A 26,799-nucleotide genomic window follows, 5' to 3' on the forward strand; every position below is an offset into this window, starting at 1 on the left:
AGCAGCATTGGGCCAGGCAAACACAAGAATCAGGACGATCAAGAGCGCGCGCATGGCCCCCTACCCTCCCTGCTCTCCGAGCAATCGCCGCGCCATGTCCAGCGCGGCAACAAAGCTCGTGAGCCGGGCCTTGCCAGTGCCCACCAGGTCATAGCCTGTGCCGTGGTCCGGCGAGGTGCGGATGATCGGCAGGCCGAGGGTCACGTTCACGCCGCCCCAGAAGTCGAGCATCTTGACCGGGATCAGCGCCTGGTCGTGGTAGAGGCACAGGGCGGCGTCGTAGCGGCGGCGGATGTCGGCGGGAAACAGGCTGTCGGCGGGCCAGGGGCCGGTGGCGTCGACGCCCAGGTCGCGCAGCGCCCGCACGGCGGGTTCGACGATCTCGATCTCCTCGCGCCCCAGCGAGCCGCTCTCGCCGGCGTGCGGATTGAGCGCAGCGACGGCGAGTCTCGGGGCTTCCACGCCGAAATCCCGACGCAGCGACTGGGCGGTGACCAGGCCGGCGTTGACGATCTTCTGCACCGATAGCTGGGTCGGCACGTTGGCCAGCGCCTCGTGCACGGTGACCAGGCTGACCCGCAAGTCGCCGGCGATCAGCATCATGACCGGACCGCGCGCGCCGTCGTAGCTGGCCGCCGCGGTGAGCTCGCCGAGGAATTCGGTGTGGCCGGGGAAGCGGAAGCCCGCCGCATAGAGCGGCGCTTTGGAGATCGGCGCAGTGACCAGGGCGCGGACGGCGTTAGACAGCGCCAGGCCCACAGCGGTCTCGATCCAACGGATGACGGCGGGGCCGGCGGCGGCCGACGGCTGCCCCGCCACCACCGGCGCGCGCAGCGGCAGATCGATGACCGGCAGATAGTCCGGGAACAGCTTCGAGACCGACTCAGATGCGGTCACACGGCGCACGATCGACGCGCCATGGGCCGAGGCCGAGGCCAGGGATTGGTAGTCGCCGACGACTACGAAGTCCGGTCCGGTGCGCCGCAGCTCACTCCACGCCTTCACGACGATCTCCGGGCCGATGCCCGCGGGATCTCCCAGTGTAAGGGCGATGGGTCCGTTCTTCACCGCGTCTCTATCGTCGCCGAATTCCGAAGGTCTCGCATGTAACGCCTGGAGATCATGCTTAGCTGCTGACCGAACAGACGATTCTCGATTTGCGCGCGATCAGCGTCTTCTACACCACTCGCCCGTTTTCCGCAGACCACGACCAGGTGCAACCCTGCATTGGTACGGATCGGCTGGGACAGTTGGCCGGTCGGCAGGGTCTGGGCCGCGTCGCGGAACTGCGGCGCGAGGTCGGCGACCTCGGCTTCCCCCAGATCACCGGCCACCACGCCTGGGACCTTGGCGGCCGCCGCCTCCAGATCGGCGCAACTGGTGGTCGCTGTGCGGACTCTCTCGAGCTTGACGCGAGCGGCTTCGAGATCGCCGGCGCTCGCCTGTGCGCCCAGGGCGACGGCGGCCTGCTTCATGTTGACAAGCGTGCCGCCGGAGCCAGCGCGCTTGTCGCGCAGGAAGACGAGGTAGACCCCGTCACGCACCGGGATCGGCTGCGACAATTGGCCAGGACGCATCTGGTCAAGCGCGGCCTGGACTTCTGGCGCGAGCTCGCCCTGCGAGACCCAGCCGGCGTCGCCGCCCGCCGCCGCCGACGGCGCCGCGGAGAACTGACGGGCCACGGCGGGGAAGGGCGCGCCCTTCTGAAGCTCAGAGACCAGTTGGGCGCCGCCGCTCATCGCAGCGTCCATGCCGCCGACGCGGGAAGCGTCGATGAGCACTTCGCTGATCTGGTACTGCGGCTTACTGGCGGCGGCGACGATGCGCTGCTGGGCGGCCTTGATCTGGTCGTCGCCGATGCGCAGGCGGGTGCCGTAGCGGCCGCGGATCCAGCGCTGCCAGCTCACCTGCGCGCGGAGTTGTCCGCGCAGCGTCTCGGCGCTGACGCCGCGGGCGGCCAAGGCGGCCAGGAATTGCTCCTTGCTGGTGTTGTTCTGCTTGGCCAGGTCGGCGAGCTCCAGCTCCAGCTCTTCGTCGGTGGCGATCAGGGAGATCTTCTGGTCGCGCTCGACGCGGCGAAGTTCCTGAAGCTGAAGATGCTGGTCGACCAGGGACACCAGCGCCTCCTGCTGGAGCTGGGGCAGGGATTCGGCCGTCGGCTGCACGCCGCTGGAGACGATCAGCAGGCGCATGCGCTGGCCTAGGTCGTAGGTCGAGATGATGTCGTCGTTGACCACAGCGGCCACCGACTCCGACAGCGCCGACGGCGCGGGCGCCTTCGCCGGCGCTGCGGCCTGGGCGACGACGACGCCGGGCGCGGCGCTGGCCAACAAGGCTGCAGCCAGGGTCCAGCCGCGCATCGCGCGACCGCCGACAATACGCACGCGCGTCATGGGTATGGAGAATCCTCGGGAGCGGCTGCGCGAGCCGGTGCGGTTAACGGGCATCTATAGGTCCGCCCAATGTGGCGAGCGTTAGGCGTATGCCGACCGAGTCTGAAGGTCCCAGTCGGCCGATGACGGTGTCTTCACGACGATAGATGACTTCGAAGCGCGTACAGTCGTCGCGGTAGACTATCCCGAGGTCACGAACCACCCACGCGTTTTGCACCAGGTCGCGGTTGCCGGACACCGACACCCCCCAATGCTTGGTCAGGAAGACTTCGCCGCCGAGATCGAGGTTCTCGCGCTTGGCGCCATTGATGTCTCGATCGTCGCGCAGATACCGGACATAGCCGTAGCCATACTTCGAACTCAGGTTCGCGCCGGCCTCGGCGCGGCGCACGTCGAGGGTGTCGCTGTCGAAACGGGCGCGGGCGAACAACGCCAGGCCCTGGATCGGTTGGGCGTCGCCGGCGACGATCCAATCCGATGACTTGGTTTGCAGGCCGGTGCGCGAGGAGAACACTTCGCTGTCCTCGTCGCGGAAACTGCGGCCGATCAGAAGACTGGCGCGACGTCCGTCGTCCCACAGCACCGAGGCGCGGGCGCCGGCGTTCAGCCGCACGCCGTCCTCATAGAGGTCGAAGCCCGGAAACTTGTTGGCGCGGAACAGGTTCGATTCGTCGAACTCGAAGGCCAGGCTGTCCTCGTCCAGGTCGATCGGCGCGCCCGCCGCCGTGCGGCCGACGATGATCCGGCGCGCGGACGGCGACAGGGCGATCTGGGCGATCGGCTCCAGCACCACTGTGGCGTCCGAGAGGCGGCGGAAGAACGGCCAGGTGATGTCGGCGCCGGCCACCGCCAGGCCGCGCGACACCGACGACGATGTCCTGACGCCGGACGGCAAGTCGCCCAGGCTGTAGCCGTCGAGGCGAACATTGGCGAACGGCTCGACCCGCAGGCCGCCCGTGCTGGTGAAGCTTGAGCGCCAGTCGGCCGCGGCGGTGACGCGACGACTGTCGACGCCGGCGGTGCGCGCGGGGAATGCGTCAAGCGGCGACTGCTCGCGGGTCAGCACCGCGGCCCCGCCGCTCAGCCGCAGCCTGCCGCCGGCGACTGGGCCTTCGGGTTCCCAACGCGCCTCGATCAGGGGCGCGACGGTGGGGAAGGTGCGTTCGTTGTCGCCAGGGCGCAGGCCCTGGATGCTCATCACCGCGCCCGACGCGTAGGAGCGTTCGTCCTGACGCACCGCGTAGACCTGGGAGATCAGCCGGCGATCGTCGGCGATGTAGGGGCCGCGGGTCTCGTAGACGTCGCCCACCTCGTACTTGTCGAAGATCAGGTCCTCGGACGCCCGCTCCGCAGTGAAGCCCCAGCGCCACTTCTCGTCGATGCGGAAGGCGCCGCGGGCGAGCACGTAGCTGCGCGAGGTCTCGTCGCCGAAGCGGTTGGCGGCGCCGTCGAAGTCCGCCTCGTGCGTGTAGCCGAACCGCGCGTCGACCTCGCCGGAGTAGAACCGCTTGCGGGCGCGCAGGTTGAGGAACGGATTGACCTTGGTGTTGATCTGCGGGCTGAGCGTCACGTCCGAATAGGGCGAGATGACCAGCAGATAGGGTTGCTCATACGACAGGCCGCGGCGGTCGGAGGCGCCGATGCGTGGCGCCAGGAACCCCGATTTGCGCTTGGCCTGAGGGTCCGCGTGCCAAAACACCGGCAGGAAAAGCACCGGTGCGCCGAACACCTTGATCACAGCGTTGCGGTAGTAGACGAGTTGCCGGCCCTTATCCTGGACCACCTTCTCGGCCTGAATCGACCAGGTCGGCGTGCGCGGCGAGCCGTCTTCGGCGCAGATCTCGCAGGGCGTGTAGATCGCGCGGTTCAGTTCCTGGATCTGATCGGAGCGGCGCACAGCCGTGGCCCCGGCCATCTTGATGTTCTGGCCCAGCCGCGCGGAGAATCCGATGGCGACGCCGGCGCGCATCTGATCGTCGAGCACAAGCTCGTCGGCGAACTCGCTGGTGCCGTCCGGATTGAGCACCTGGACGTTGCCCCGCGCGGTGATGGCGCTGCGGCCTTCCTCATAGAACAGCTCGTCGGCGCGCAGCGTGCGCCCGCCGTAGCGGACCTCGACGCCTCCGCGCGCGGTGACCGTCTTGGCCGCGCCGTCGCGCACCACCAGATCGGCCTCCATGTAGAGTTCGCCCGGCGCGAGGCCGTCGGCGGACGGCGCAGACGGGGCGACAGGGGTTTGCGCCTGGGCCGCGCCGGCGCACAGCACCGCGACGGCCGCGCCCGCGAGCAGGCCGCGCCTGGCCGAGGCTGACGGCGTACGCCGACCTGAACTCATATGCCGTGAATCCCCTCTCGGCGGTACGTGGCGGATGGATAGACCGCTCCGCGTACGATTCAACCGTCTTCGGTGTAGCAGAGCAGTGTGAACCCCGACAGCAGCGCCACGACCGGCGGCGCCCAGGCCGCCGCGAACAGCGGCAGGATGTCGGCTTTCGCCAGCGCACCCGAGAACTGATTGAAGAAGAACACCGCGAATCCTAACGCCACGCCGGCGCCCGCCAACCCCGCCAGGCCCCCCAGCCGTGACAGCCGCAGCGAGAAGGCGGCGGCCAGGATCAGCATGGCCGCCAGCAGCATCGGGCTGGCCAGCAGTTGCTGGAAGCGCAGCCGGTAGCCGCTCGCGCTGAAGCCGGCCTGCTCGGTCAGCTTGATGGCCTTGGGCAGCCGCCAGAATCCGATCGCTTCGGGCGAGGCGAACCGCTCCATCGCCGCCTCGGCGTCAAGGCTGGAGCGGATCGAAAGGCTGTCGGAGCGGACCGAGCTTTCCCCGGCGCCGGCCTCGCGCACGTCGGTCAGCTTCCAGAAGCCCGGCATCAGCCGCGCCTCGCCGGCCTCGAGCCGGCGCTTGAACTCCGGAATCCCGTTGGCGTTCTTCTGGTAGATGAACAGCGACACGCCACGCAGACGCACCATGCCGCCCACGGTGTCGCGGGACTTGGCGTGGATGACGATCTGGTTGCGCTCGTCGCCCTGGCGCAGCCACGCGGCCTTGGGGGCTCCGGCCGGCGTGTTGTCCAGCAGCTCGGCGCGAGTGGTCTCGAAGCGCGCGCTGAGCATGGCTGCTGCGGGGTTCAGCACGGCCACGGTGAGCACGCCCACCAGGAACGCTCCCGCCGCCGCCGGCAGGATGAAGCGCCAGGCCGAGATGCCGGCGGCGCGCATGGCGACCAGCTCGCTGCGCCGGTTGAGGCCCACGTAGGCGCTGATCCCGCCGAACAGGAATACGAACGGCAGCAGCATCAGGATCAGGGCGGGCGCGCGCAGCAGGGTGAGGATAAACAGCCGGCCGACGCCGACGTCCGCGCTGAGCCCCACCGAGCGCGACAGGTCGACAAATTGGACCAGCAGGATCACCGCTGAGACCACGGCCAGCGCCGCGCCGACGCCGGTCATCACCCGGCCGACCACATAGGATTCGAGCCTGCCCGCGCCGATCACGCCGAGGCTCCGGCAAGGGCCATGGGCGGCGAACGGCGGACGCCCGAGACGTGCTGGTGGAACACCCCGCGCAGGGCCAGCGCCGTAGCGATCAGCGGAATCGCATACTGCAGGATGTTCACCCAGGCGGAGGATTCGCTGGCCGCCTGGGCGATGAAGCCGAGGATGCGCATAGTCGCGGCGGCTCCCGCAGTGATGGCGATGCGGCGATTGTAGCCGAGCCGACTGAAGGTCCCGCCGATGATCGCCGACAGCGCCAGGGCAACCACGGCGATGTTGTAGAGCGGGCTCGCCAGTCGCGCATGACCCTCGGCCCACAGACGCTCGCGGTTGCGGCTCTCCCAGTCCTGCTGCAGGTCGGGGAACATCAGCTCGTGGAGGTACCGGTCTGACGGCTTGTAGTGGATGATGTCGTCGTTGTCGGCCAGCGGACCCAGGTCGAAGATGTACTCGTCGAAGGTCAGGAAATTCAGCACGCCGGCCTTGTTGAACTCCTGGTTGGAGCCCTTCTGCATCACCAGCACCGGACGCCCCCCGCGGGTGGCGACCCGGCCGCGGTCGGCGGTGTAGGTGGTCTCGCCGCCATCGGCCTTTGTCTGGTGGATGAACAGGTTGTGGATGGTCCCGTCGCCGTCGACGGTCTGGGCGTAGACGGCGAGGCCCGGCGCAGGCTCGGTGAATTCGCCCTCGCGCACCAGGGTGGCGGCGAGGTCGGTTCGCACCTCGAACAGCGTCTGACGCATCTCGCGCGCCGCCAGCGGCTGGATGAACAGGTTCAGCAGCAGCGCTAGGAACGCCACCGTGGCGCCCAGCTTGAGCGCGGGCGCGATCACCCGCCACCGGCTCATGCCGCCGGCGAAACAGACGACGATCTCCTGTTCGACGTGCAGCCGGTTCAGCGACACCAGCGAAGCCACGAACAGCGCGATCGGCAGGATCATGTTGATCAGCTGCGGCATGGCCAGCACGGTGATCTTGACGAACACCAGCGCGCTCTGGCGCTGGTTGACGATCAGATCCAGCGCCGACAGGCTCTGACTGAGCATGGCGACAGCCGTCAGCGCGGCCGTCGCCAGGAGGGTCGGGCCGAGAAGCTGGCGAAGCAGATAGCGGTCGATCAGACGCATGGATGAAATTAGGGGTGCGACGGGGATGATTTGGGCGCGCGCCCTCCGCCGACCTGTTCTAAATCATGCGTCGCCGCGCCAGACAACCGCCGGGCCAGCGGGTTCGCGACGCGACGCCGCGTCACGCGCGCCGCGGCCGCAAGCTTTGAGAGAGTGTGGATGGAAATTGAATTCGTCGCCGCCGACGCCGGCGCGCCTGACCGAACCGCTTCGGCGATCGTGGTATTCGAGGGCGGGACACTCGCCGGCGCCGCCGGCCGCGCCGACCAGGCGAGCGGCGGCCAGATCGGGCGCGCGCTGGCCGCCGGCCGCTTCATCGGCGCCAAGGGGCAGATCCTCGACCTGCTCGCGCCTGCGGGCCTGAACGTCCAGCGGCTGCTGCTGGTGGGCGCCGGCAAGGCCGAAACCTTCGACGACCTGGCTGTGGAACATGTCGCGGCTTCGGCGTTCAATGCGGTGAAGGGCTCGGGCCTCACCACGCTTCGTCTGGAACTGCCGGACCCGGCGGCGGCGCGCGCGGCGCGCGCCGGCTTCGCCGTACAGCTCGCGTCCTATCGGTTCGACCGCTATCGCACCACGGAGTCCGCCGACAAGAAACCTTCGGTGACCCATGCCCAGGTGGTCAGCGACGACGCAGCGGCAGCGCAAACGGCCTTCGAGCCGATGTCGGCGCTGGCGGACGCGATCGCGTTCAGCCGCGACCTGGTCTCCGAGCCGGCCAACATCCTCTACCCCGAAGAGTTCGCTAGGCGCGTCAAGGCGTTGGAGAGCCTGGGCCTGGAGGTCGAGATCCTTGGCGAGGCGCAGATGGCCGAGCTCGGTATGGGCTCGCTGCTGGGCGTGGGCCAGGGCAGCGTGCGCGAGAGCCAGCTCGCGGTGATCCGCTGGAACGGCGCCGCCGACAAGGACGCCCAGCCGGTGGCCTTCATTGGCAAGGGCGTGTGCTTCGACACCGGCGGCATTTCCATCAAGCCGGCCGACGGCATGGAGGACATGAAGTGGGACATGGGCGGCGCGGCCGCGGTGGCCGGCCTCATGCACGCCCTGGCCGGCCGCAAGGCGAAGGTCAACGCCGTAGGCCTGCTGGGCCTCGTCGAGAACATGCCGGATGGGAACGCCCAGCGACCTGGCGACGTGGTCACCTCGCTATCGGGACAGACCATCGAGGTGATCAACACCGACGCCGAAGGCCGGCTCGTGCTGGCCGACGTGCTCTGGTACTGCCAGGACCGCTTCAAACCGCGGTTCATGATCGACCTGGCGACCCTGACCGGGGCGATCATCATCGCGCTCGGCCACGATTACGCGGGCCTGTTCTGTAACAATGATGCGCTGGCCGCAGAGCTGCTCGGCGCGTCGGGCGCGGAAGGTGAGGGGCTTTGGCGCATGCCTCTGCCGGCGTCTTACGAAAAGCAGATCGACAGCATGATCGCCGACATGAAGAACGTCGGCGGTCGGCCCGCCGGCTCGATCACCGCGGCGTTGTTCCTGCAGAAGTTCGTTCGCAACTTGCCGTGGGCCCACCTCGACATCGCCTCGACCGCCTGGAAGAAGCCTTCCACCGTCCCGACCATTCCCGACGGGGCGAGCGGCTTCGGCGTGCGCCTGCTGAACCGGCTGGTCGCGGACCGCTACGAGGGCTGAGGCGCAGGCGCATGACCGAGGTCTGGTTCTATCACCTGGAACGGACCAGCCTCGATCAGGCCTTGCCGGAACTGCTGGAGAAGACCCTGGCGCGGGGCTGGCGCGCGGTGGTGCGGGCGCGAGAGCCGGCGCGGATCGACCACCTCGACGGCTGGCTGTGGAGCTACCGCGACGACAGCTTCCTGCCGCATGGGCCGGTGCAGGAACCGAACGCAGAACGCCAGCCGATCGCGCTCACCACCGGCTTCGACAACCCCAACGCCGCCGACGCCCTGTTCCTGATCGATGGCGCAGAGCCGGGAGAGCTTGCCGGCTACGTCCGCTGCGTGGTCCTGTTCGACGGGGTTGACGAGGCGGCGCTGGCGACGGCTCGCGCGCAATGGAGCCAGGTCAAGTCCATGGGGTTGAGCCTCTCCTACTGGAAGCAGCAGGGGCGGGGGTGGGAGAAGCAGGCATGAGACGAATCATCGTGGCAGGATGCACGGCGGGCCTGCTGGCCCTGGCGGGTTGCGCGGCGCCCTTGCCTGAGGCCCCGCCTGTCGCGCTGGCTCCGCCGCCGTCGCCTGCACCTGTGCGCGACGAATGCGGCGCTCAGGCTCTGCAGAGCCTGGTCGGCCGGCCGCGCACGGAGATACCGGTGCCAGTGCTGCCGGCGCTGCAGCGGGTGGCGTGCACGAGCTGTGCGGTGACCCACGACTATAATCCGCGCCGCCTCAACTTCTTCTTCGAGGCTGACAGCGGGCTGATCGCCGAGATCAAGTGCGGTTGAAGCGCCGACTTTAAGCCTCGCGCAGACCTTCCCGTAGGGATACGCCTCCCGGTTCGCGCGCTGTCATCGGCGTCGGAGGGGAGGCGACCGTCATGAGTTCACGCAGCGTCGTAGCCCTGCACGCCAGTCCGCGCGACGACATCGGCGACCTGGTGACGCGCAGGCCCCTGCCTGGCGCAGGCCTGGATCAGCTCGACCCGTTCCTGTTCCTCAACCACCACGGCCCCCAGACCTATCCTCCGGGCAACGCCGGCCTGCCGTTCGGGCCGCATCCGCACCGCGGGTTCGAGACCGTGACCCTGATCCTCGAGGGCGAGCTCGCCCACCACGACAGCGGCGGGCATGAAAGCGTGATCCGCGCCGGCGGCGTGCAATGGATGACCGCCGGGCGCGGCGTGGTCCACGCCGAACTGTCGCCGGCCGCGTTCAAGGCCAAGGGCGGCGCGCTGGAGATCCTGCAGCTATGGGTCAACCTGCCGGCGCGGCTGAAGATGACCACGCCGCGCTACATCGGCCTGCAGCGCGCGGCGATTCCGGTCGTCCAGCTGGATGAAGGACGCAGCCGTCTGCACCTGATCTCCGGGGCTCTGGAGGGGCGGCAGGGACCGATCAGCTCGCTGACCGGGGTGTTCATGTCGACGGTGGATCTGCGCGCCGGCGCGCGCACCTGGCTGCCCGCCCCGTCAGGGCGCACGGTGTTCCTCTATGTGGTGCGCGGGACGGTCAGCGTGGCCGGGGCGCCGGTCGCGGCCCACCACCTCGTCGAGCTTAGCGACGGCGACAGCGTCGAGGTGTCGGCGGAGGCCCCGGCGGTGCTGATGTTCGCCCACGCCGACCCGATCGGCGAGCCGGTGGTCTCCTATGGCCCGTTCGTCATGAACACCGAGGACGAGATCCGAGAGGCCATCGCCGACTATCAGGCCGGCCGCTTCGGCGACCTGCCAGGGTAGGCGGTCAGGCGTCGCTCTTCAACGCCTCGAAGGCTTCCTGGGCTTCGATCCATTCGTGTTCGGCGGCGTCGACCTGGGCCTGGGCCTGGGCGCGGCGGCGGCCGAGCTCGGCGGCTTTGGCCGGGTTGTCGGTGAACACAGCAGGATCGCTGAGCGCGGCGTCGATCTCCGCCAGCGCCTTGGCGGCGCGTCCGAGCGTGGCCTCGGCGGCTTCGGCGCGACGACGCGCCGTGCCGGTGGGGACCTTCGGCTTGCGGACCACGATGGGCGCGGCGGCAGGCGCCGCCTCGGCTGGCGCGGACTTCGTCTGCGAGTTGTTTCGCGCGGCGATGCGCGCTCGGTCCAGCACGAAGCGGGCGTAATCGTCCATGTCGCCGTCGAACGGCGCGATGGAGCCGTCGGCCGCAAGCCACAGCCGGTCGGCGACCAGCTCCATCAGCGAGCGGTCGTGGGTGATCAGAATCACCGCGCCCTCGTACTCGTTCAGCGCGTCAAGCAGGGCGCGGCGTGAATCGATGTCCAGGTGGTTGGTTGGCTCATCGAGGATCAGCAGGTGCGGGGCTTCCATCGCCACCAAGTTCAGCAACAGCCTGGCCCGCTCGCCGCCCGACAGGTTGGCGACGGTGGTCTCGACCTTCGACTGGCCGAGGCCGAATTGCGCCAGGCGCGAACGGCGCGCCGCCTCGCTGGCCTCGGGCAGGGCGCGGCGGATGATCTCCAACGGCGTGTCGCTGGGGTCCAGCGCCTCGATCTGATGCTGGTGGAACCAGCCGACGCGCATGCGCCGATCGCGGTGCATGTGGCCGGTTTCCGGCTTCAGCGCGCCGGCGACCATCTTGGCGAAGGTCGACTTGCCCGCGCCGTTGACGCCCAGCAGCCCGATGCGGTCGTCGACGTCGAGCCGCAGGTTCAGGTGCTTCAGGATCGGCGGGCCGCCATAGCCCACGTCGACGCCCTCCATGCGGATCAGCGGCGGCGCCAGCGGGCGCTCGGCGGAGGGCAGGGTGAAGGGCGCGGTGCGCTCCTCGATGGTCATAGTGACCGGCGGCAGCTTGGCCAGCATCTTCAGGCGCGACTGGGCCTGGGTCGCCTTTGACGCCTTGGCGCGGAAGCGGTCGACGAATGACTGCATGTGCGCGCGTTTCGCCTCGATCTTGCTGCGCATGGCGTCTGCCAGGCGAGCCTTCTCGGCGCGTTGGTTCTCGAAGGAGTCGTAACCGCCGGTGTAAATCTCCAGCTTGCCGTCGAAGAGGTGCAGGATGTGGTCGACGGAGTTGTTCAGCAGCTCCCGGTCGTGGCTGACGATGATGGCGGTGTGCGGGTACTTGCGCAGCCGCGCCTCCAGCCAGAGCGCGCCCTCCAGGTCGAGGTAGTTGGTCGGCTCGTCCAGCAGCAGCAGGTCGGGCTCGGCGAACAGGGCCGCGGCCAGCGCCACGCGCATCCGCCAGCCACCGGAGAATTCCGACATCGGCCGCGCCAGGTCGGCGTCGCTGAAGCCCAGACCGGAGAGGATCTCGGCGGCGCGGGACGGCGCGCGGTCGGCGTCGATCTCGATCAACTGGGCATAGACCTCGCCCAGATTCTCCGGCGAGGCGGTTTCGAGCTCGGCCATCAGGGCGGCGCGGCGCACGTCGGCGGCCAGCACCGTCTCCAGCAGCGGCACGGGCGTCGCCGGATGTTCCTGGTCGACCGCGCCGATGCGGGCGGCCTTGGGCAGGCTGATCTCGCCAGAGCCAAGCACCAGCTCGCCCTGGATCAGCTTGAACAGCGTGGTCTTGCCAACGCCGTTGCGGCCCACCAGGCCCACCTTGGCGTCCTTGGGCAGGTTGACGGAGGCGCCGTCGAAGAAGCGGCGGCCCCAGGCGTCGAACACGAGGTCTTGGATCTTGAGCATGGCGGAGTCTTCGGGCCGGATGACAGGCGAGGGCGTCGGCCCACGCATCAGGGGCGGCTTTGGACCGGTCCAGGCTCCACGGGCGTCATCCTCGGGCTTGTCCCGAGGATCCATGAGCGCCGCGCTGCAAGGTGTCCGCTGCGCCGCCGTGGGCGCCTGGGTCCTTCAGGTGTGCATGGATCCTCGGGACAAGCCCGAGGATGACGATCATTGGAGGCGCGCTGGAGCTTCCATCGGAAGCGCCGGGCCGGTCGTCGTCCGCTTATGCGAGCCGCTTCCTACCAGAAGCCGGCCCGCCTCGCCAGACACCCTCGCCAGCGCGGCTTGGCGCGGCTGCAAGGCGCGGCTATAAGCCCCGCCTCCCCGAACAGACGAAACCGTGAAGAGACCCATGACCGAACGCACCTTCTCGATCATCAAGCCGGACGCCACGGCCCGTAACCTCACCGGCAAGATCAATGCGGTGATCGAGGACGCCGGCCTGCGCATCGTCGCTCAGCGCCGGATCCGCATGACCCGGACCCAGGCCGAAAAGTTCTACGAGGTCCACAAGGAGCGCCCGTTCTACGGCGAACTGGTCGACTTCATGACCTCGGGTCCGGTGGTCGTGCAGGTGCTGGAAGGCGACGGCGCGGTCGCGAAATACCGTGAAGTCATGGGCGCGACGAACCCCGAGCAGGCCGCCGCGGGCACGATCCGCAAGCTGTTCGCGGTCAATGTGGGCGAGAACTCGGTGCACGGCTCCGACAGCGCCGACAACGCCAAGCTGGAGATCGCTCAGTTCTTCACCGACGCCGACATCGCCGGCTAACGACGGCGCTCCCTTCCCCCCTCAAAGGGGAAGGGAACTTCAGCCGGCGGCGAGCTGGCCGCAGACGAAGGCTTGTTCGCCGGCTTCCAGGAGGCCCGCGAGGACGTCGGCGGCGTCCTGAGGCGCGAGCACCAGCACCAGGCCGACGCCGCAGTTGAAGGTTCGGCGCATCTCGTGGGTGTCGACTCCGCCCGTGGCCTGCAGCCATTCGAACACCGGTGGCAAAGCCCACGCGTTCCAGTCGAACTGCGCGGCCAGGCCTTCGGCGATCACCCGTGGCGGGTTTTCGATCAGACCGCCGCCGGTGATATGCACCACCGCCTTGACCCGGCCGGCTTTGATCTGCGGCAGCATGCTCTTCACGTAGATGCGGGTGGGCGCCATCAGCGCGTCGGCGAGGCTCTGGCCGGGCGCGAAGGGAGCAGGCGCGTCCCAGCCCAGTCCGGACCGCTCGACGATGCGGCGGATCAGCGAATAGCCATTGGAGTGGGGTCCCGAACTCGCGACGCCGATCAGCAGGTCGCCGGCCTGCTGGTCGTCCATACGCGGCAGCACCGCGCCACGCTCCACCGCGCCCACCGAGAAGCCCGCGAGGTCGTAGTCGCCCTCGGCGTACATTCCGGGCATCTCGGCGGTTTCACCGCCGACTAGGGCGCAGCCGGCCTGGCGGCAGCCTTCGGCGATGCCGGCTACAACCCTCACGGCGGACTCCACGTCGAGCTTTCCCGTGGCGAAATAGTCTAGGAACAACAATGGCTCCGCACCCTGAGCCAGCAGATCGTTGACGCACATGGCGACCAGATCCACGCCGACGCCGTCCGGCCGATCGGCCTCGATGGCGATCTTCAGCTTTGTGCCGACGCCGTCGGTGGTGGTCACCAGCAAGGGGTCGATGAAGCCCGCCGCCTTGAGGTCGAACAGGGCGCCGAAACCGCCCAGCGCGGCGTCCGCGCCGGGCCGGCGGGTGGCCTTGGCCAAGGGCTTGATGCGCTCCACCAGCTCGGCGCCCGCGTCGATGTCGACGCCGGCCTGGGCGTAGGTGAGGCCGTTGGGCCGCTCAGTCATGATGCTCAAGCCTTGAAGAATTTGACGAACGCACGCAGCGCGGACTTGCAGACTCGGCCTCGCGCGGGGCTATAGCTAGCCGATGACGCCGATCACGACCACCGCCGACCTCGCGGCGTTTTGCGACAAGCTCAAGGGCCAGGAATTCGTCGCCGTGGACACAGAGTTCATGCGCGAGACGACCTACTGGCCCAAGCTGTGCCTGATCCAGGCAGCGACGCCGACGGACGAGGCGGTCATCGACCCCCTGGCCGAAGGCCTGGACCTGGAGCCGTTCCTGGAGATTCTGCGCAACGAGAGCATCCTCAAGGTGTTCCACGCCGCACGCCAGGACGTGGAGATCTTCTACAATCTGAAGGCCACGCCCAAGCCCCTGTTCGACACCCAGGTGGCGGGCATGGCGGCGGGCTTCGGTGAGCAGATCGCCTACGACGCCCTGGTGCGCCAACTGCTGAAGATCGAGCTCGACAAGAGCAGCCGCTTCACCGACTGGGCGCGCCGGCCGCTGTCGGAGGCGCAGCTCACCTACGCGCTGGCGGACGTGACCCACCTGGCCGCGCTCTATCCGATGCTGCGCGCGCGGCTGGAGAAGGAAGGCCGTTTCGCCTGGGTGGCCGACGAGATGGTCGGGCTGACGGACGCGTCCAACTATGACGTGGAGCCGGAGAACGCCTGGCGTCGGCTCAAGCCCCGCCGCACCACCGCCAAGTACCTGGCCGTCTATCGCGGCGTCGCCGCCTGGCGCGAGCGCATGGCCCAGCAGCGCGATCAACCGCGCGGGCGCATCCTCAAGGATGAGGCGATCGACGAGATCGCCACCCAGGCGCCCACGGATGCGGACGGCCTCGACCGCCTGCGTTCGGTGCCCAAGGGCTTTTCAGGCTCGCGCTTCGGACCCGACCTGCTGGCCGCGATCCGGACGGCGCTGAAGGATCCGGAGGGCTACGCCCCGGTGATCGAACGCAGCAAGACTCCGCCGTCGCCAGCGGCCGGCGCTGTGGTCGAATTGCTCAAGGTGCTGCTGAAGGCGCGAGCCGAGGACGCCGGCGTGGCGTCCAAGCTGATCGCCACGGTCTCGGACCTGGAGTTGATCGCCAACGACGACAACGCCGCGACACCGGCGCTCACCGGCTGGCGGCGTCAGGCGTTCGGCGAGGACGCGCTGAAGCTGAAGCGAGGCGAGCTCGCCCTGGTTCTGGATGGGACGCGGGTGCGTGTGGTCGAGGTTCGCCGCGCGCCTAAAGCCGGCTAGACCGTCGCAGCAGCCGCGGCAGCGTGGGCTTCCAGCGCGCGCGCCTTGCCGCGACGCGACAGCGAAGCGGCGAGAGCGAAGTAGAGTGCGGCCGTGCCCAGGATGAACGGCGCCAGCGCGGCCAGTCCTATGCCGAGCGACTGGTCGCCGAACTGCTTGGCGTGGTCGCTGACCAGGCCCACCAGCAGCGGGCCGCCGCTCAGGCCCAGCATGCTCTGCACGAACATCAGGATCGCCGAGGAGATCGCCCGTTGCGCCGGCGGCACGCTGTTCTGCACCACCGCGAAGATCGCCGGCTGGTAGGCCGAGTTCACGAAGAACGGCAGGCTCATACACACCATCGACAGCGGCCAGCCGGGTGTCCACAGGGCGAACAGGAAGAATGGCAGGCTGATCAGGAACGAGACACCTGGCACCAGACCGTAGATGCGCGGGTTGCGCGGTCCCCATTTGTCGACCATCCACCCGGCGAGGATGGTGCCTGCGACGCCCGCGACGCCGGTGGCGACGCTGTAATAGGCGGCGATCTGCGTCATCTCCATGCCCTTGGCGCGCATCAGGTAGGACGGCGCCCAGCCGACCACGGCGTTGCCGACGAACGACGAGCCAGCGGCGGCGAATGCGGCCAGCAACAGCGTTCGATCGCTGAAGAAGTACTTCAGCGCGGTCATCAGCGGCGGCGCCTTGGCGTGCTCGGTCTGGCCAGCGGCCAGCGGATCCATCGCGCCGCGCTTGGGCTCGCGGACCACAACCAGCAACAGGATCGCCAGCAGCACGCCTGGCAGGCCGACTGCGAAGAAGGCCATCCGCCAACCGTGGACGGCGGCCACGTATCCGCCGGCGGCCGATCCCAGGATGACGCCGAGCGGAATCCCCAGGATGTAGATGGCCAGCGCTTTGCCGCGCCGTTCGGGCGGGAAATAGTCGGAGATCAGCGAAAAGGACGGCGGTCCGCCGCCGGCCTCGCCGATCGCCACGCCAGTGCGAAACAGCGCCAGCTGCACGAAGTTTGTGGCCATGCCGCAGGCGGCGGTGAACAGGCTCCAGAGCGTGCACGCCGCCGCAATGATCCACACGCGACGCGCGCGATCCGCCAACCACGCCAACGGCACGCCCAGCGTCGTGTAGAAGACCGCGAAGGCGAAACCGCTCAGCAGGCCGATGGCGGTGTCCGAGAGTCCGAGCTCCAGGCGGATCGGTTCGGCCAGGATCGCCAGGATCTTACGATCCAAGTAGTTGAACGTGTAGATCAGCGTCAGGATCGCCACGACGACGTAGCTGTAGGCCAGGGCTTTGCGGCTCTGCGGCTGCGACACGCGGGTACTCCGTGGCGAATCCTGATCGCCGATCGAGGCTTAACCTAGCGGCTCATACGGCCGCCATGAAGGAATAGACGAAGGGCGGCGCCGCCTTCAGCCTAGCTGAGGCTTCAGACGCAGGATCTGCGCCAGGGTGGCGGCCCGCTTGGCGATCTGCTCGCCAAGCAGGATATCGGCCCAGCCGGGTTCGGCGGAGAGCACCAGGCGGTCGCCTTCGATGGTCAGGCGCGACTGCTCCAACAGCTTGGGATTGCGGCCCATCAGGTCGCTGGCCAGCCTGACGCCTGCGCCCAGCGCGCGGGCGCGCTGGCGACGTTCGGCGCTCAACACCCGACCGACGATCTCGGGATGCGGCGGCGTGCTGGCGGCGGTGTGGCGAGCGAAGGCGGCGCAGGCTAGGAAGGCGCGCTCCGGATGGCTGAGGCCAGCCAGCGGCGCGCGCAGCACCTGGTCGAACACCACGTCGGCGCGATGGTCGGGGTGCAGGCGTGCGCCCAGATCGGCGAGCCTGGCGGCGGCGCCCAGCATGACGGCGTCGCGACCGCCGAACAGCGGCTCCAGCGCCGCGAACGCCGGCCGCAGCCAGGCCTCGACCGGCGCGCCCAGGGCTGGCGTCAGGCCGCGCGCCGCGGTCAGCGCTTCGCAACCTTCCAGCAGGGGATCGCGGGTGCGTTCGGCCGGGCTCATGGTCTCGAACAGCAGGCCTTCCCGCAGGCCGTAGGCGGAGATCATCACGCGCTCGATCTGCAGTCGCTCGATCAGCGCCTCAAGCACCAGCGCCGAGTAGGGAAGGGTGTCGAAACGCTTCTTGGACATCCCCTCGATGCGCTCCAGCGAGCGCTGCGACTGGCGCGAGACGAAGCGGGCGACGTCGAGGGCGTCGGCGCGGCTCATCTCGTACTGGTGGGCGACACGCAACGGATAGTCGGCGATCACCATGTGCAGCAGGGCGAGGTTGCGCCAGGCGCCGCCGACGGCGTGGAACTCGCGGGTCACGAACCGATCGGCCACGGGCTTCAGCCGTTGATCGACGACCCGTCGCGCGGCGTCGATGTCCAGCGGCTTGGGCGCGCCCAGGGCGAATGGACCGAGCGCCAGGCTGACGCCGTCGCCGGGGCCCCCGGCGTTCAGGCGGACGAGTTCCAGGCTGGAGCCGCCCATGTCGCCGACCACGCCGGTGGCGTCGGGCTCGCCGGCGATGACGCCCAGGGCGGCGAACCGCGCTTCGTCCTCGCCGGACAGCAGGCGGATGGAGAGGCCCGTCTCCTCCTCGACGCGACGCAGGAAAGCCGGACCGTCTCGCGCCTCGCGCACCGCCGCGGTCGCCACAGCGAACACAGAGCCGGGCTCCCAGCCCTCCAGCACGGCGCGGAAGCGTCGGAGCGCCGCCAGGGCCGCCTCGACGCCGTCAGGCGATAGCTTGCCGGTGCGGGGAAGTTCGCGCCCCAAGCCGGCCAGCGACTTCTCGTTGAACACCGTCCAGACGGTGCGTCCCTCCAGGCGATAGATCACCAGGCGTACGGAATTGGAGCCGACATCGATCACCGCCGCCTGACGGCCCGTCGCGAGGCTGTCAGGCGCAGGGTTCTCGGGCTGGAGGCGTATCGCCGCCGCGCTATCCGCGCGTGGCCACATGATCGATCGCGCGCGGCATGTCCTTAACCTTCTGACCTCGTCCTGAGAGGCTCGGATTGGTCATGAAGTACTCGTGCGCCGAAAAGGCGCCCGGATGGTCCCAGGACGGATCCCGCGTATAGCGACCGGCGCCGTCGAGCGTCCAGCTCTGCGCTTCGTCTTTCAGGTTGGCGACCATGATCTGCTGCAGCACCTGCTGGTGCACGGTCGGGTTCTCGATGGGCGTCAGGCACTCGACGCGGCGGTCGAGATTGCGCGGCATCCAGTCGGCCGAGGAGATGTACACCTTGGTGTCCGCCGAAGGCATCGGCGCGCCGTTGGCGAAGGCGACGATGCGGGCGTGCTCCAGGAAGCGGCCGACAATGCTCTTCACCCGGATGTTGTCGGACAGACCCGGCACGCCCGGGCGCAGGCAGCAGACGCCGCGGATCACCAGGTCGATGCTGACGCCGGCCTGACTGGCGGCATAGAGGGCGTCGATGATCACCGGGTCGACCAGGGCGTTGAGCTTGGCCCAGATCGCCGCGGGCTTGCCGGCCCGCGCGTTCTCAGCCTCGCGCAGGATCAGGCTCAGCAGGTCCTGCTTCATGGTGATCGGCGAGAACGACAGCTTCTCCAGCCGTTCGGGGCGCGCGTAGCCGGTGATGAAGTTGAACAGCCGCGTGGAATCGCGGCTCAGCACCGGATCGGTGGTGAACAGCGACAGGTCGGTATAGATGCGCGCCGTCACCTGGTGATAGTTGCCGGTGCCGAAGTGGCAGTAGGTGCGCAAGCCCTCGCCCTCGCGGCGGACCACCACCGAGAGCTTGGCGTGGGTCTTGTACTCCACGAAGCCGAAGACCACGTGGACGCCGGCCCGTTCCAGGTCGCGGGCCCAGCGCATGTTGGCCTCTTCGTCGAAGCGCGCCTTGATCTCCACCAGGGCGGTGACGTTCTTGCCGGACTCCGCGGCCGCGATCAGGGCGGCGATGATCGGGCTGTCCTTCGATGTGCGATAGAGGGTCTGCTTGATCGCCAGCACATTGGGGTCGCTGGCCGCCTGGCGCAGGAATTGGACCACCACGTCAAAGCTCTCGAACGGGTGGTGGACCAGGATGTCCTTCTCGCGGATCGCGGCGAAGCAGTCGCCGGCGTGGTCGCGGATCCGTTCGGGGAAGCGCGCCTCGAACGGCTTGAAGGTCAGATCGGGGCGGTCCGCCGGGATCAGTTGCGACAGCTCGTCCAGGCCCAGCAGCCCGTCGATGAGGATCACGTCCTCGGGGTTGGCCTTCAGCGCGCCGCAGATGAAGTCGCGCAGCTCCTGCGGCATGGCGGTCTCGATCTCGACGCGCACCACCGAGCCCATGCGACGCTGTTTGATCAGCGCCTCGAACTCGCGGACCAGGTCTTCGGCCTCTTCCTCCATCTCCACGTCGCTGTCGCGGATCAGGCGGAACACACCCTGGGCCTCGACGTCGCAGCCGGGGAACAGATGGTCGAGGAACAGGGCGACCATGTTCTCGAGCGACAGGTAGCGGCGCTCCGTGGAGCCCGCCTGTGCGGGAATTTCCCAGAAGCGGGCGACCTGGGCGGGGATCGGCATCATCGCGTACAGCAGCCGTGAATCGGTGGCCCGCTTCAGCTTCAGCACCAGCGAGAACGCAAGGTTCGGGATGAACGGGAACGGGTGCGCCGGGTCGATCGCCAGCGGCGTGAGCACCGGAAACAGGCGTGTCAGGAACTGCTCTTCAAGCGCCGCCCGCTCGGCGGGGGTGACATCGTCTGGCGCGACCAAATGCAGGCCCTGGCTGCTCAGCTCGGTGCAGAGCTGGCCCCAGCGGATCTGCTGATCGGCCATCAGGTCGGCGGCGGCGGCGTTGATCTTCAGGAGTTGCTCGGCCGGCGCCAGGCCGTCCTGGCTGAGCACGCGCACGCCCTCGCGCACCTGCGCCTTCAGGCCGGCGACGCGGACCATGTAGAATTCGTCGAGGTTGTTGGCCGAGATCGCCAGGAACCTCAGCCGCTCCAGCAGGGGGTGGCGCGGATTGTGGCTCTCTTCCAGCACGCGCCGGTTGAACGACAACCACGACAGTTCGCGGTTGAAGAACCGCTCGGTGCTGTCAGCCAGCGTCTGGTCCCACCCGAGCTGGAGTCTCGCGCCCTCATTGGCGGGGCGAGGGGGAGTGGGCGCGGCATAGGTCATCGAAAAAGGCGCTCCGCCTGGAAGATCCGGACGCATTCTGGCCGGAGGAACTGCATTGGCCCTAAGTGTTCACGGAAAAAGGTCAAGATTCTGATTATCGCCCTCAAGCACCGATCTGGCGAGGGCGCGCGAAACGGGTCGTCCGGCCGCGTCGGCCGCTTCGTCAAGGCGCATGACGATTTCGCGGGCGTACGGGATCGACCGCTCCATCCGCCGCAGCAGATAGGGATAGACATCCTTGGTCGGGCGAATGCTCCGCTGACGGAAGAATTTTCTCAACACCGCCTCAAGGATCTCGTCGTCGGGTTCCTGGATCTCGGCCACCGGCAGCGCGTTGAGCCGGGAACGCAGGTCGGGGACCTCGGCCGGCCAGGCCGCTGGCGGCGTACGCGCGGTGAGCAACAGGCTGGCGCCCTCGCGCGCCGCCATGTTGATCAGGTGAAACAGGGCCTCGGCGGGCGCGCCGCGGTCGACGTCCTCGATCAGCGCGGGCCGGCCGGCCGCCGCCGCGAGATCGGGCGTCAGCCGCTCGAGCATCGCCGCACCGGTTTCGGCGGCCCAGACACGGGCGAGATGGGTCTTGCCGACGCCTTCAGGCCCGACCAGCACCAGACAACCGCCGTGCCAGTTCGGCCACGTGGCGAGCGTCGCCAGGGCCTGGGCGTTCGCCGCGCCAGCCTGGAAGTCGTCACGGTTATAGGCGGCGGGGCGCTCGAGGCTCAGCCGTAGCTGTCGCACCATGAGGCGGGTCCGAGGCTGAAAAGGAGACCGGTGGGATTCCAGCGTGTTGGTGCCGGATATTGCAGGCGAATAGAAGGCGCTGCGGCGCGCCTAGTCCACGACGCCGGTGGACGGCCGGTCGCGCGCCGCCATCAGCGACCAGCCTTCGGGCTTCAGCAACTCCAGCGGAGAGAACCTGACCTTGTAGTTCATCTTGGCGCTGCCGCGCACCCAGTAGCCCAGATAGACGTAGGGCAGGCTGGTCAGGCAGGCCTGAATGACGTGGTCGAGGATCACGAACGAGCCCAGGCTGCGGCGCGCCATGCCGGGATCATAGAAGCTGTAGACCAGCGACAGACCGTCGCTCATCAGGTCGACCAGGGCGCAGGCCACCAGATCGCCCGGCCCGCCGTCACGCGAACGCACGCGATACTCCATCAGGTGGGTGCGCACAGCGGTGTCTTCGACCATCGCCACGAAGTCCGGCCAGGTCATCTCGGCCATGCCGCCGTCGGCGTGGCGTGCGCCCAGATAGCGGCGCAGCAGGTCGAACTGCTCCATCGTCGCCTCGGCCTCGACCAGATGGCGTTCGAGGTCCTCGTTGCGCGCCAGGGTGCGGCGCTCGGAGCGCGAGAACACATAGTCGGAAGCCGGGATGCGCGCCGAGACGCACGACTGGCAGGACTCGCAGGCCGGCCGATAGGCGATGTTCTGAGAACGCCGGAAACCGACCTGGGTCAGGGAGTCGTTGACCACCGCGCCGTCCGACAGCGGCAGATGTGCGAACACTTTGCGCTCGAAGCGTCCAGGCAGGTACGGGCACGCGGAAGGCGCGGTCAGAAAGAACCTGAGCTGTCGGGTCGGGAAATGCTGCGTCACGGACTTGCGGTCGCTCTCAAACCACTGCGCACGAGCTTGATTAGGCGTCATGCCAAGCGCTCGCGCAAGCGGGTAACGTCACAGTCCGTGATCGGGCGGCAGGACGGGCGCTTCGCGTAACAAGACGATGGCGATGCGACGGTTGCCGGGCAGGGTCGGATCGTCCGGATACAGAGGCTCGGAGTTCGCCTTTCCCGAGACTTGGTACACGCGGTCCGAGTCGACGCCGGAGGCCTGCAGCACACGGCGCGAGGCGTCGGCGCGCGAGGCGGAAAGCTGCCAGTCGCCGTCGGGTCTGGCGCCGCCCGTGCTGGCTGATGTGTGACCGTAGATGCTGATCCTGTTGGGCAGCTGGTTGATCACCTTGGAGATCGCCCGCAGCAGCAGCTTGGCCCGGTCGTTGGGCTGGGCCGCGCCTTCGTTGAACATCGAGCGGCCTTCCTGATCGACCAACTGGATGCGCAGACCCTCGGGCGTCTGGTCGACGATCAGGTTCTTCGACAGTTCGGCCAGCTCCGGCATGTCCTGCAGCGCCTGGCGCAGCGACTGGGCGGCGGAGGCGAAAGCGGCCTGTTCCTGTTTCTGCAGCGCCTCTTGAGCCGCGTCGGCGCTGGAGGCCTCGCTCTTGGCGGCGTCGGTGCTTTTGCCGTCGTCAGGGTTCTGCGATTCGGGCGCCAGCTCCTCGATCACCGAGCGCGAACCGGAGCCCTTGGCCCCGTCGTCGCCGAGTGCGGTGCCACCGAGGATGCCGCCGGAGCCGGATGTGGTTTCGGAAACGCTGGCCGGCGCGAAGTAGTCTGCGATGCCGCGCTTTTGCTCGGGACTTGTGGTGTTGATCAGCCACATCAGCAGGAAGAAGGCCATCATCGCGGTCACGAAGTCGGCGTAGGCGACCTTCCACGCGCCGCCGTGGTGGCCGTGTCCGCCACCCTTCTTGATCTTCTTGATGACGATAGGCGCGTCGCCGACCGACATGGTTGACCCCGGTTAAGCCTGCTGATGGGCGACCCTGGTCGCGCGCCCGTTAAGATGGTGTTGCAAGGGCCTGTCTGGCTGCCCGAAAAAACACCTGTGGACGCTTAGTCGCGGCGTTCGGGATTGGACGCCATGTAGCCGCGATGGGCGCTCCAGAGCACCGCCAGGCCGATGGTGAACGGCGAGGTCAGCAGCGCAGTGGCGACTATGAGGTCCGAAAGCATGGGTCCGCTCGCGTTTGAATGGCGTGAGGCGACGCTAGAGCGCTGGCGATAAACAGATTCTTTACGACGATCGGGCGCGACGCCCGGTCGCATGCGCCGCACCCGTTCAGGCGCCGAGCAGACGGGCCGCGGTAGGGGCGAAATAGGTGATCACACCGGCGCATCCGGCGCGCTTGAACGCGCCCAGGCTTTCCAGGATCGCGCGCTCCTCGTCCAGCCAGCCGTTGCGGGCGGCGGCCATCAGCATCGCGTACTCGCCGGAGACCTGGAACGCGAAGGTCGGCATGGAAAACGCGTCCACGACCCGCTGAACGATGTCGAGATAGGGCATCCCCGGCTTGACCATCACCATGTCGGCGCCCTCGGCGATGTCGAGCGCCACTTCGCGCAGGGCCTCGTCGCTGTTGGCGGCGTCCATCTGGTAGGTCTTCTTGTCAGGCGGATTGTCCACCGAGCCGGTCCCGAGCTTCCCCGAGCCAATCGCCTCGCGGTAAGGGCCATAGAAGGCCGAGGCGAACTTGGCGGCGTAGGACATGATCATCACGTCCTGATGCCCCGCCGCCTCCAGCGCCTGACGCAGCGCGCCGCAGCGGCCGTCCATCATGTCGGAGGGCGCCAGGATGTCGCAGCCGGCCTCAGCCTGCATCAGCCCCTGGGCGACCAGTTGCTCGATCGTCGGGTCGTTGACGATACGGCCGCCTTCCAGCAGCCCGTCGTGGCCGTGGTCGGTGAACGGGTCCAGGGCCACGTCGCACATCACGCCGACCTCGGGGGCCGCGTCCTTCATCGCCTTGACCGCGCGCGCCACCAGGCCGTCCGGATCGAGCGCCAGGGAGCCCGCGGCGTCCTTGCCAGCCCCGTCGATGTGCGGGAACACCGCGATCGCCGGGATGCCCAGAGCGCGCGCCTGGCGGGCCGCGTCGGCGCATCCCTTGACCGACAGGCGCGACACGCCGGGCATGGAGCTGACCGGGACGTCGCCTTCGCCGTCATGGACGACCATCGACCAGATCAGGTCTGCAGGGGTCAGCACGCTCTCGCGCACCAGGCGACGGATCCAGTCGGCCTGGCGCAGGCGGCGCAGCCGAAGGGCGGGATAGGCGGCGAGCGGGCTCATGACTGCGCTGTGACCGATCGGACGGTCGCAGGCAAGCGGATCGTCGCCTGTTGCGATTATCGGCGAAAGACGTCTTCAGTCTCTCGCGACTCGCCAGCCCGACAGGACCGCGCGAGCTGCGAAAAGGCGGACGTTAGGGAACATGGATTTCACGCTCAACGAGGATCAGCGCGCCATTCAGGACGCCGCGCGCGATTTCGCTGCCGGCGAGATGGCGCCCCACGCCGCGCGCTGGGACGAGGAGAAGCACTTTCCGGTCGATGTGCTGCGCAGCGCCGCGGCTCTGGGTTTCGCCGGGCTCTACGTCAAGGAGGACGTCGGCGGTTCCGGCCTGACACGCCTCGACGCCTCGCTCGTGTTCGAGCAGCTGTCACAGGGCGACGTGGCGACAGCGGCCTTTCTGTCGATCCACAACATGGTCTCCTGGATGGTCGACCGGTTCGGCGCCGACGCGCTGCGCCAACGCTTCCTGCCCAGACTGACGACCATGGAGCTGGTCGGCAGCTACTGCCTGACGGAGCCCGGCGCCGGGTCCGACGCCGCGTCGCTTTCGACCAGCGCCCGGCGCGATGGCGACGACTATGTGCTGAACGGCGCCAAGGCGTTCATCTCCGGCGGCGGGGTCTCGGACGTCTATCTGGTGATGGCGCGCACGGGCGGCGCGGGCGCAAGCGGCGTCTCGGCCTTCCTGGTGGAGAACGGCACGCCGGGCCTGACGTTCGGGGCCCAGGAACGCAAAATGGGCTGGAACGCCCAGCCCACCGCCCAGGTGAACTTCGACGATGTCCGCGTGCCGGCCGCCAACATGGTCGGCGGGGAGGGCGAGGGGTTTCGCATTGCCATGGCCGGGCTGGACGGCGGACGGGTGAACATCGCCTCCTGCTCGCTGGGCGGCGCCCAGGCCGCGCTCGACCTGTCGATCGCCCAGCTCAACACGCGCAAACAGTTCGGCCGCGCGCTGAAGGAATTCCAGGCGCTGCAGTTCCGGCTGGCCGACATGGCCACCGAGCTCGAGGCCGCGCGCCTGATGGTGCGTCGCGCCGCCGCCGCCATGGACGCCCGCGATCCGGCCGCCACCCAGTATTGCGCCATGGCCAAGCGCTTCGCCACCGACGCCGGCTTCGAGGTCGCCAATCAAGCGCTGCAATTGCACGGCGGATACGGCTATCTGCGTGACCTGCCGCTGGAACGCATCGTGCGCGATCTTCGGGTGCACCAGATCCTAGAGGGGACCAACGAGATTATGCGGGTGATCATTTCGCGCGAGCTGCTGCGTCAATGAGCGAACCCGAAGTGCTGGTGCGTGTCGAAGGGCGCGTCGGCCGACTGACCTTGAACCGCCCGCAGGCGCTGCACGCGCTGACGCTGACCATGTGCCAGGCGATGACCGACGCGCTGCTGGCGTGGCGTTCGGATCCTGCTGTCTCTCTGGTGCTTCTGGACCACTCCGGCGAGCGCGGCTTCTGCGCCGGCGGGGACATCCGCATGCTGGCCGAAAGCGGGGCCGGGAACGGCCGCGCGGCGCGGGCCTTCTTTTTCACCGAATACCGGCTCGATCACCTGCTGTTCGAGTACGAGAAGCCGGTCGTGGCGATCCTCGACGGGGTGACGATGGGCGGCGGCGTCGGCCTGTCGCTGCCGGCGCGCTACCGGGTGGCCACGGAACGTACGAACTTCGCCATGCCGGAAACCGGCATCGGCCTGTTCCCGGACGTCGGCGGCGGCTGGCACCTGCCGCACATGCCCGACCAGATGGGCTTGTGGCTGGCGCTCACCGGATCGCGGGTCAAGGCGGCCGATTGCGAACTGCTGGGCATCGCCACCCACTTCGTCGACAGCGACCGGATCGCCGAGTTGAAGGCCGCGATCATCGCCGACCCGGATGCGATCGAGACGACCCTGAAGCGGTTTCAAGGTGACGCCGGGTCGCCGCCGCTGGCGGAACACCAGGATCAGATCGCCAGGATCTTCACCGGCGACAGCGTCGAGGGCATCGTGGCGGCTCTGGAGGCCGACGGTTCGGACTGGGCCAAGGCGCAGTCCGCCGCGCTGGCGTCGAAATCGCCGCAGACCTTGAAGGTCACCCTGCGCCAGATGGCCGAGGGCGCGCGTGCGCCGTCGTTCGCCGACAACATGCGCATGGAGTATCGGATCGCCGCGCGGGTCGTGCAGCGCCACGACTTCATCGAAGGCGTGCGCGCGGTGATCGTCGACAAGGACAATAAACCGCGATGGGAGCCGACAAGCTTGGCCGGCGTTACGCCTGCCATGCTCGACGCGATCTTCGCGCCGTTGCCGCCGGACGAGGAATGGTCCCCGCTGGCGTGAGGCCGACGCGGCGCCGG

General features: G+C 68.5%; 22 protein-coding genes. 8 read left to right on the plus strand and 14 right to left on the minus strand.

Going from position 1 to position 26,799, the window contains the following annotated elements:
* Window positions 1-60: 60 nt before the first annotated feature.
* Genes pdxA through lptF form a run of 5 tightly spaced genes read right to left on the minus strand, consistent with a single transcriptional unit; the run spans window position 61 to window position 7,018 of the window.
* Window positions 61-1,068: a 4-hydroxythreonine-4-phosphate dehydrogenase PdxA gene (gene pdxA / locus Q8R27_RS00155; RefSeq protein ID WP_305697104.1), complete on the minus strand. Its 1,008-nt coding sequence runs from the start codon at window positions 1,066-1,068 to the stop codon at window positions 61-63.
* Window positions 1,065-2,393 (minus strand): peptidylprolyl isomerase, encoded by a 1,329-nt coding sequence (locus Q8R27_RS00160; RefSeq protein WP_305697105.1) that lies wholly within the window; start codon window positions 2,391-2,393, stop codon window positions 1,065-1,067. The genes pdxA and Q8R27_RS00160 overlap by 4 nt, the downstream gene beginning before the upstream one ends.
* Before the next feature lie 43 nt (window positions 2,394-2,436).
* A complete protein-coding gene (locus Q8R27_RS00165) occupies window positions 2,437-4,728 on the minus strand; it encodes an LPS-assembly protein LptD (RefSeq protein ID WP_305697106.1) in 2,292 nt (763 codons plus the stop codon).
* Between the two features lie 59 nt (window positions 4,729-4,787).
* Entirely contained in the window at window positions 4,788-5,891 is a 1,104-nt protein-coding gene (gene lptG, locus Q8R27_RS00170; RefSeq protein ID WP_305697107.1) for an LPS export ABC transporter permease LptG, read from the minus strand.
* Window positions 5,888-7,018, minus strand: a complete 1,131-nt coding sequence (gene lptF / locus Q8R27_RS00175; RefSeq protein ID WP_305697108.1) for an LPS export ABC transporter permease LptF — start codon at window positions 7,016-7,018, stop codon at window positions 5,888-5,890. Before lptF ends, lptG begins: the two co-directional genes overlap by 4 nt.
* 159 nt (window positions 7,019-7,177) lie before the next feature.
* On the opposite strand from lptF, the gene Q8R27_RS00180 reads away from it, so the two are divergent.
* From Q8R27_RS00180 to Q8R27_RS00195, 4 genes are all read left to right on the plus strand, one after another.
* Window positions 7,178-8,662, plus strand: a complete 1,485-nt coding sequence (locus Q8R27_RS00180) for a leucyl aminopeptidase (protein ID WP_305697109.1) — start codon at window positions 7,178-7,180, stop codon at window positions 8,660-8,662.
* An 11-nt stretch (window positions 8,663-8,673) separates the two neighbouring features.
* Window positions 8,674-9,120 carry a DNA polymerase III subunit chi gene (locus Q8R27_RS00185; RefSeq protein ID WP_305697110.1) on the plus strand — a complete coding sequence of 149 codons (447 nt, stop codon included), beginning with the start codon at window positions 8,674-8,676 and terminating at the stop codon, window positions 9,118-9,120.
* Window positions 9,117-9,431 carry an I78 family peptidase inhibitor gene (locus Q8R27_RS00190; RefSeq protein WP_305697111.1) on the plus strand — a complete coding sequence of 105 codons (315 nt, stop codon included), beginning with the start codon at window positions 9,117-9,119 and terminating at the stop codon, window positions 9,429-9,431. The genes Q8R27_RS00185 and Q8R27_RS00190 overlap by 4 nt, the downstream gene beginning before the upstream one ends.
* Before the next feature lie 92 nt (window positions 9,432-9,523).
* A complete protein-coding gene (locus Q8R27_RS00195; RefSeq protein WP_305697112.1) occupies window positions 9,524-10,381 on the plus strand; it encodes a pirin family protein in 858 nt (285 codons plus the stop codon).
* Window positions 10,382-10,385: 4 nt separating this feature from the next.
* On the opposite strand, the gene Q8R27_RS00200 is transcribed toward Q8R27_RS00195, so the two are convergent.
* Window positions 10,386-12,275, minus strand: coding sequence for an ABC-F family ATP-binding cassette domain-containing protein (locus Q8R27_RS00200; RefSeq protein WP_305697113.1), 1,890 nt, complete (start codon window positions 12,273-12,275; stop codon window positions 10,386-10,388).
* A gap of 391 nt (window positions 12,276-12,666) precedes the next feature.
* On the opposite strand from Q8R27_RS00200, the gene ndk reads away from it, so the two are divergent.
* Window positions 12,667-13,086, plus strand: coding sequence for a nucleoside-diphosphate kinase (ndk, locus tag Q8R27_RS00205; RefSeq protein WP_305595385.1), 420 nt, complete (start codon window positions 12,667-12,669; stop codon window positions 13,084-13,086).
* 39 nt (window positions 13,087-13,125) lie between these two features.
* Here ndk and purM read toward each other — a convergent pair whose 3' ends face one another.
* Window positions 13,126-14,151 carry a phosphoribosylformylglycinamidine cyclo-ligase gene (purM, locus tag Q8R27_RS00210; RefSeq protein ID WP_305697114.1) on the minus strand — a complete coding sequence of 342 codons (1,026 nt, stop codon included), beginning with the start codon at window positions 14,149-14,151 and terminating at the stop codon, window positions 13,126-13,128.
* Window positions 14,152-14,233: 82 nt separating this feature from the next.
* On the opposite strand from purM, the gene rnd reads away from it, so the two are divergent.
* A complete protein-coding gene (gene rnd, locus Q8R27_RS00215) occupies window positions 14,234-15,403 on the plus strand; it encodes a ribonuclease D (protein WP_305697115.1) in 1,170 nt (389 codons plus the stop codon).
* On the opposite strand, the gene Q8R27_RS00220 is transcribed toward rnd, so the two are convergent.
* The 7 genes from Q8R27_RS00220 to hemB all read right to left on the minus strand — a co-directional run bounded on the left by Q8R27_RS00220 (window position 15,400) and on the right by hemB (window position 24,454).
* Window positions 15,400-16,719: an MFS transporter gene (locus Q8R27_RS00220; RefSeq protein WP_305697116.1), complete on the minus strand. Its 1,320-nt coding sequence runs from the start codon at window positions 16,717-16,719 to the stop codon at window positions 15,400-15,402. The genes rnd and Q8R27_RS00220 overlap by 4 nt on opposite strands.
* 96 nt (window positions 16,720-16,815) lie before the next feature.
* On the minus strand, window positions 16,816-18,357 hold the full coding sequence (locus tag Q8R27_RS00225; RefSeq protein ID WP_305697117.1) for a Ppx/GppA phosphatase family protein: 1,542 nt from the start codon (window positions 18,355-18,357) through the stop codon (window positions 16,816-16,818).
* Entirely contained in the window at window positions 18,338-20,539 is a 2,202-nt protein-coding gene (locus tag Q8R27_RS00230; RefSeq protein ID WP_305697118.1) for an RNA degradosome polyphosphate kinase, read from the minus strand. Before Q8R27_RS00230 ends, Q8R27_RS00225 begins: the two co-directional genes overlap by 20 nt.
* 69 nt (window positions 20,540-20,608) lie before the next feature.
* On the minus strand, window positions 20,609-21,280 hold the full coding sequence (locus tag Q8R27_RS00235; RefSeq protein WP_305697119.1) for an AAA family ATPase: 672 nt from the start codon (window positions 21,278-21,280) through the stop codon (window positions 20,609-20,611).
* Window positions 21,281-21,370: 90 nt separating this feature from the next.
* Window positions 21,371-22,138 carry an arginyltransferase gene (locus Q8R27_RS00240; RefSeq protein WP_305697120.1) on the minus strand — a complete coding sequence of 256 codons (768 nt, stop codon included), beginning with the start codon at window positions 22,136-22,138 and terminating at the stop codon, window positions 21,371-21,373.
* Between the two features lie 78 nt (window positions 22,139-22,216).
* On the minus strand, window positions 22,217-23,113 hold the full coding sequence (locus Q8R27_RS00245; protein WP_305697121.1) for a flagellar motor protein MotB: 897 nt from the start codon (window positions 23,111-23,113) through the stop codon (window positions 22,217-22,219).
* A gap of 330 nt (window positions 23,114-23,443) precedes the next feature.
* Complete coding sequence (gene hemB, locus Q8R27_RS00250) at window positions 23,444-24,454, minus strand: porphobilinogen synthase (RefSeq protein ID WP_305697122.1); 1,011 nt, start codon at window positions 24,452-24,454, stop codon at window positions 23,444-23,446.
* Window positions 24,455-24,596: 142 nt separating this feature from the next.
* On the opposite strand from hemB, the gene Q8R27_RS00255 reads away from it, so the two are divergent.
* Entirely contained in the window at window positions 24,597-25,736 is a 1,140-nt protein-coding gene (locus tag Q8R27_RS00255; RefSeq protein WP_305697123.1) for an isobutyryl-CoA dehydrogenase, read from the plus strand.
* Window positions 25,733-26,782: an enoyl-CoA hydratase/isomerase family protein gene (locus Q8R27_RS00260; RefSeq protein WP_305697124.1), complete on the plus strand. Its 1,050-nt coding sequence runs from the start codon at window positions 25,733-25,735 to the stop codon at window positions 26,780-26,782. The genes Q8R27_RS00255 and Q8R27_RS00260 overlap by 4 nt, the downstream gene beginning before the upstream one ends.
* The last annotated feature ends 17 nt before the right edge of the window (window positions 26,783-26,799 follow it).

This window comes from Phenylobacterium sp., assembly GCF_030697305.1.
Lineage (GTDB): Bacteria > Pseudomonadota > Alphaproteobacteria > Caulobacterales > Caulobacteraceae > Phenylobacterium.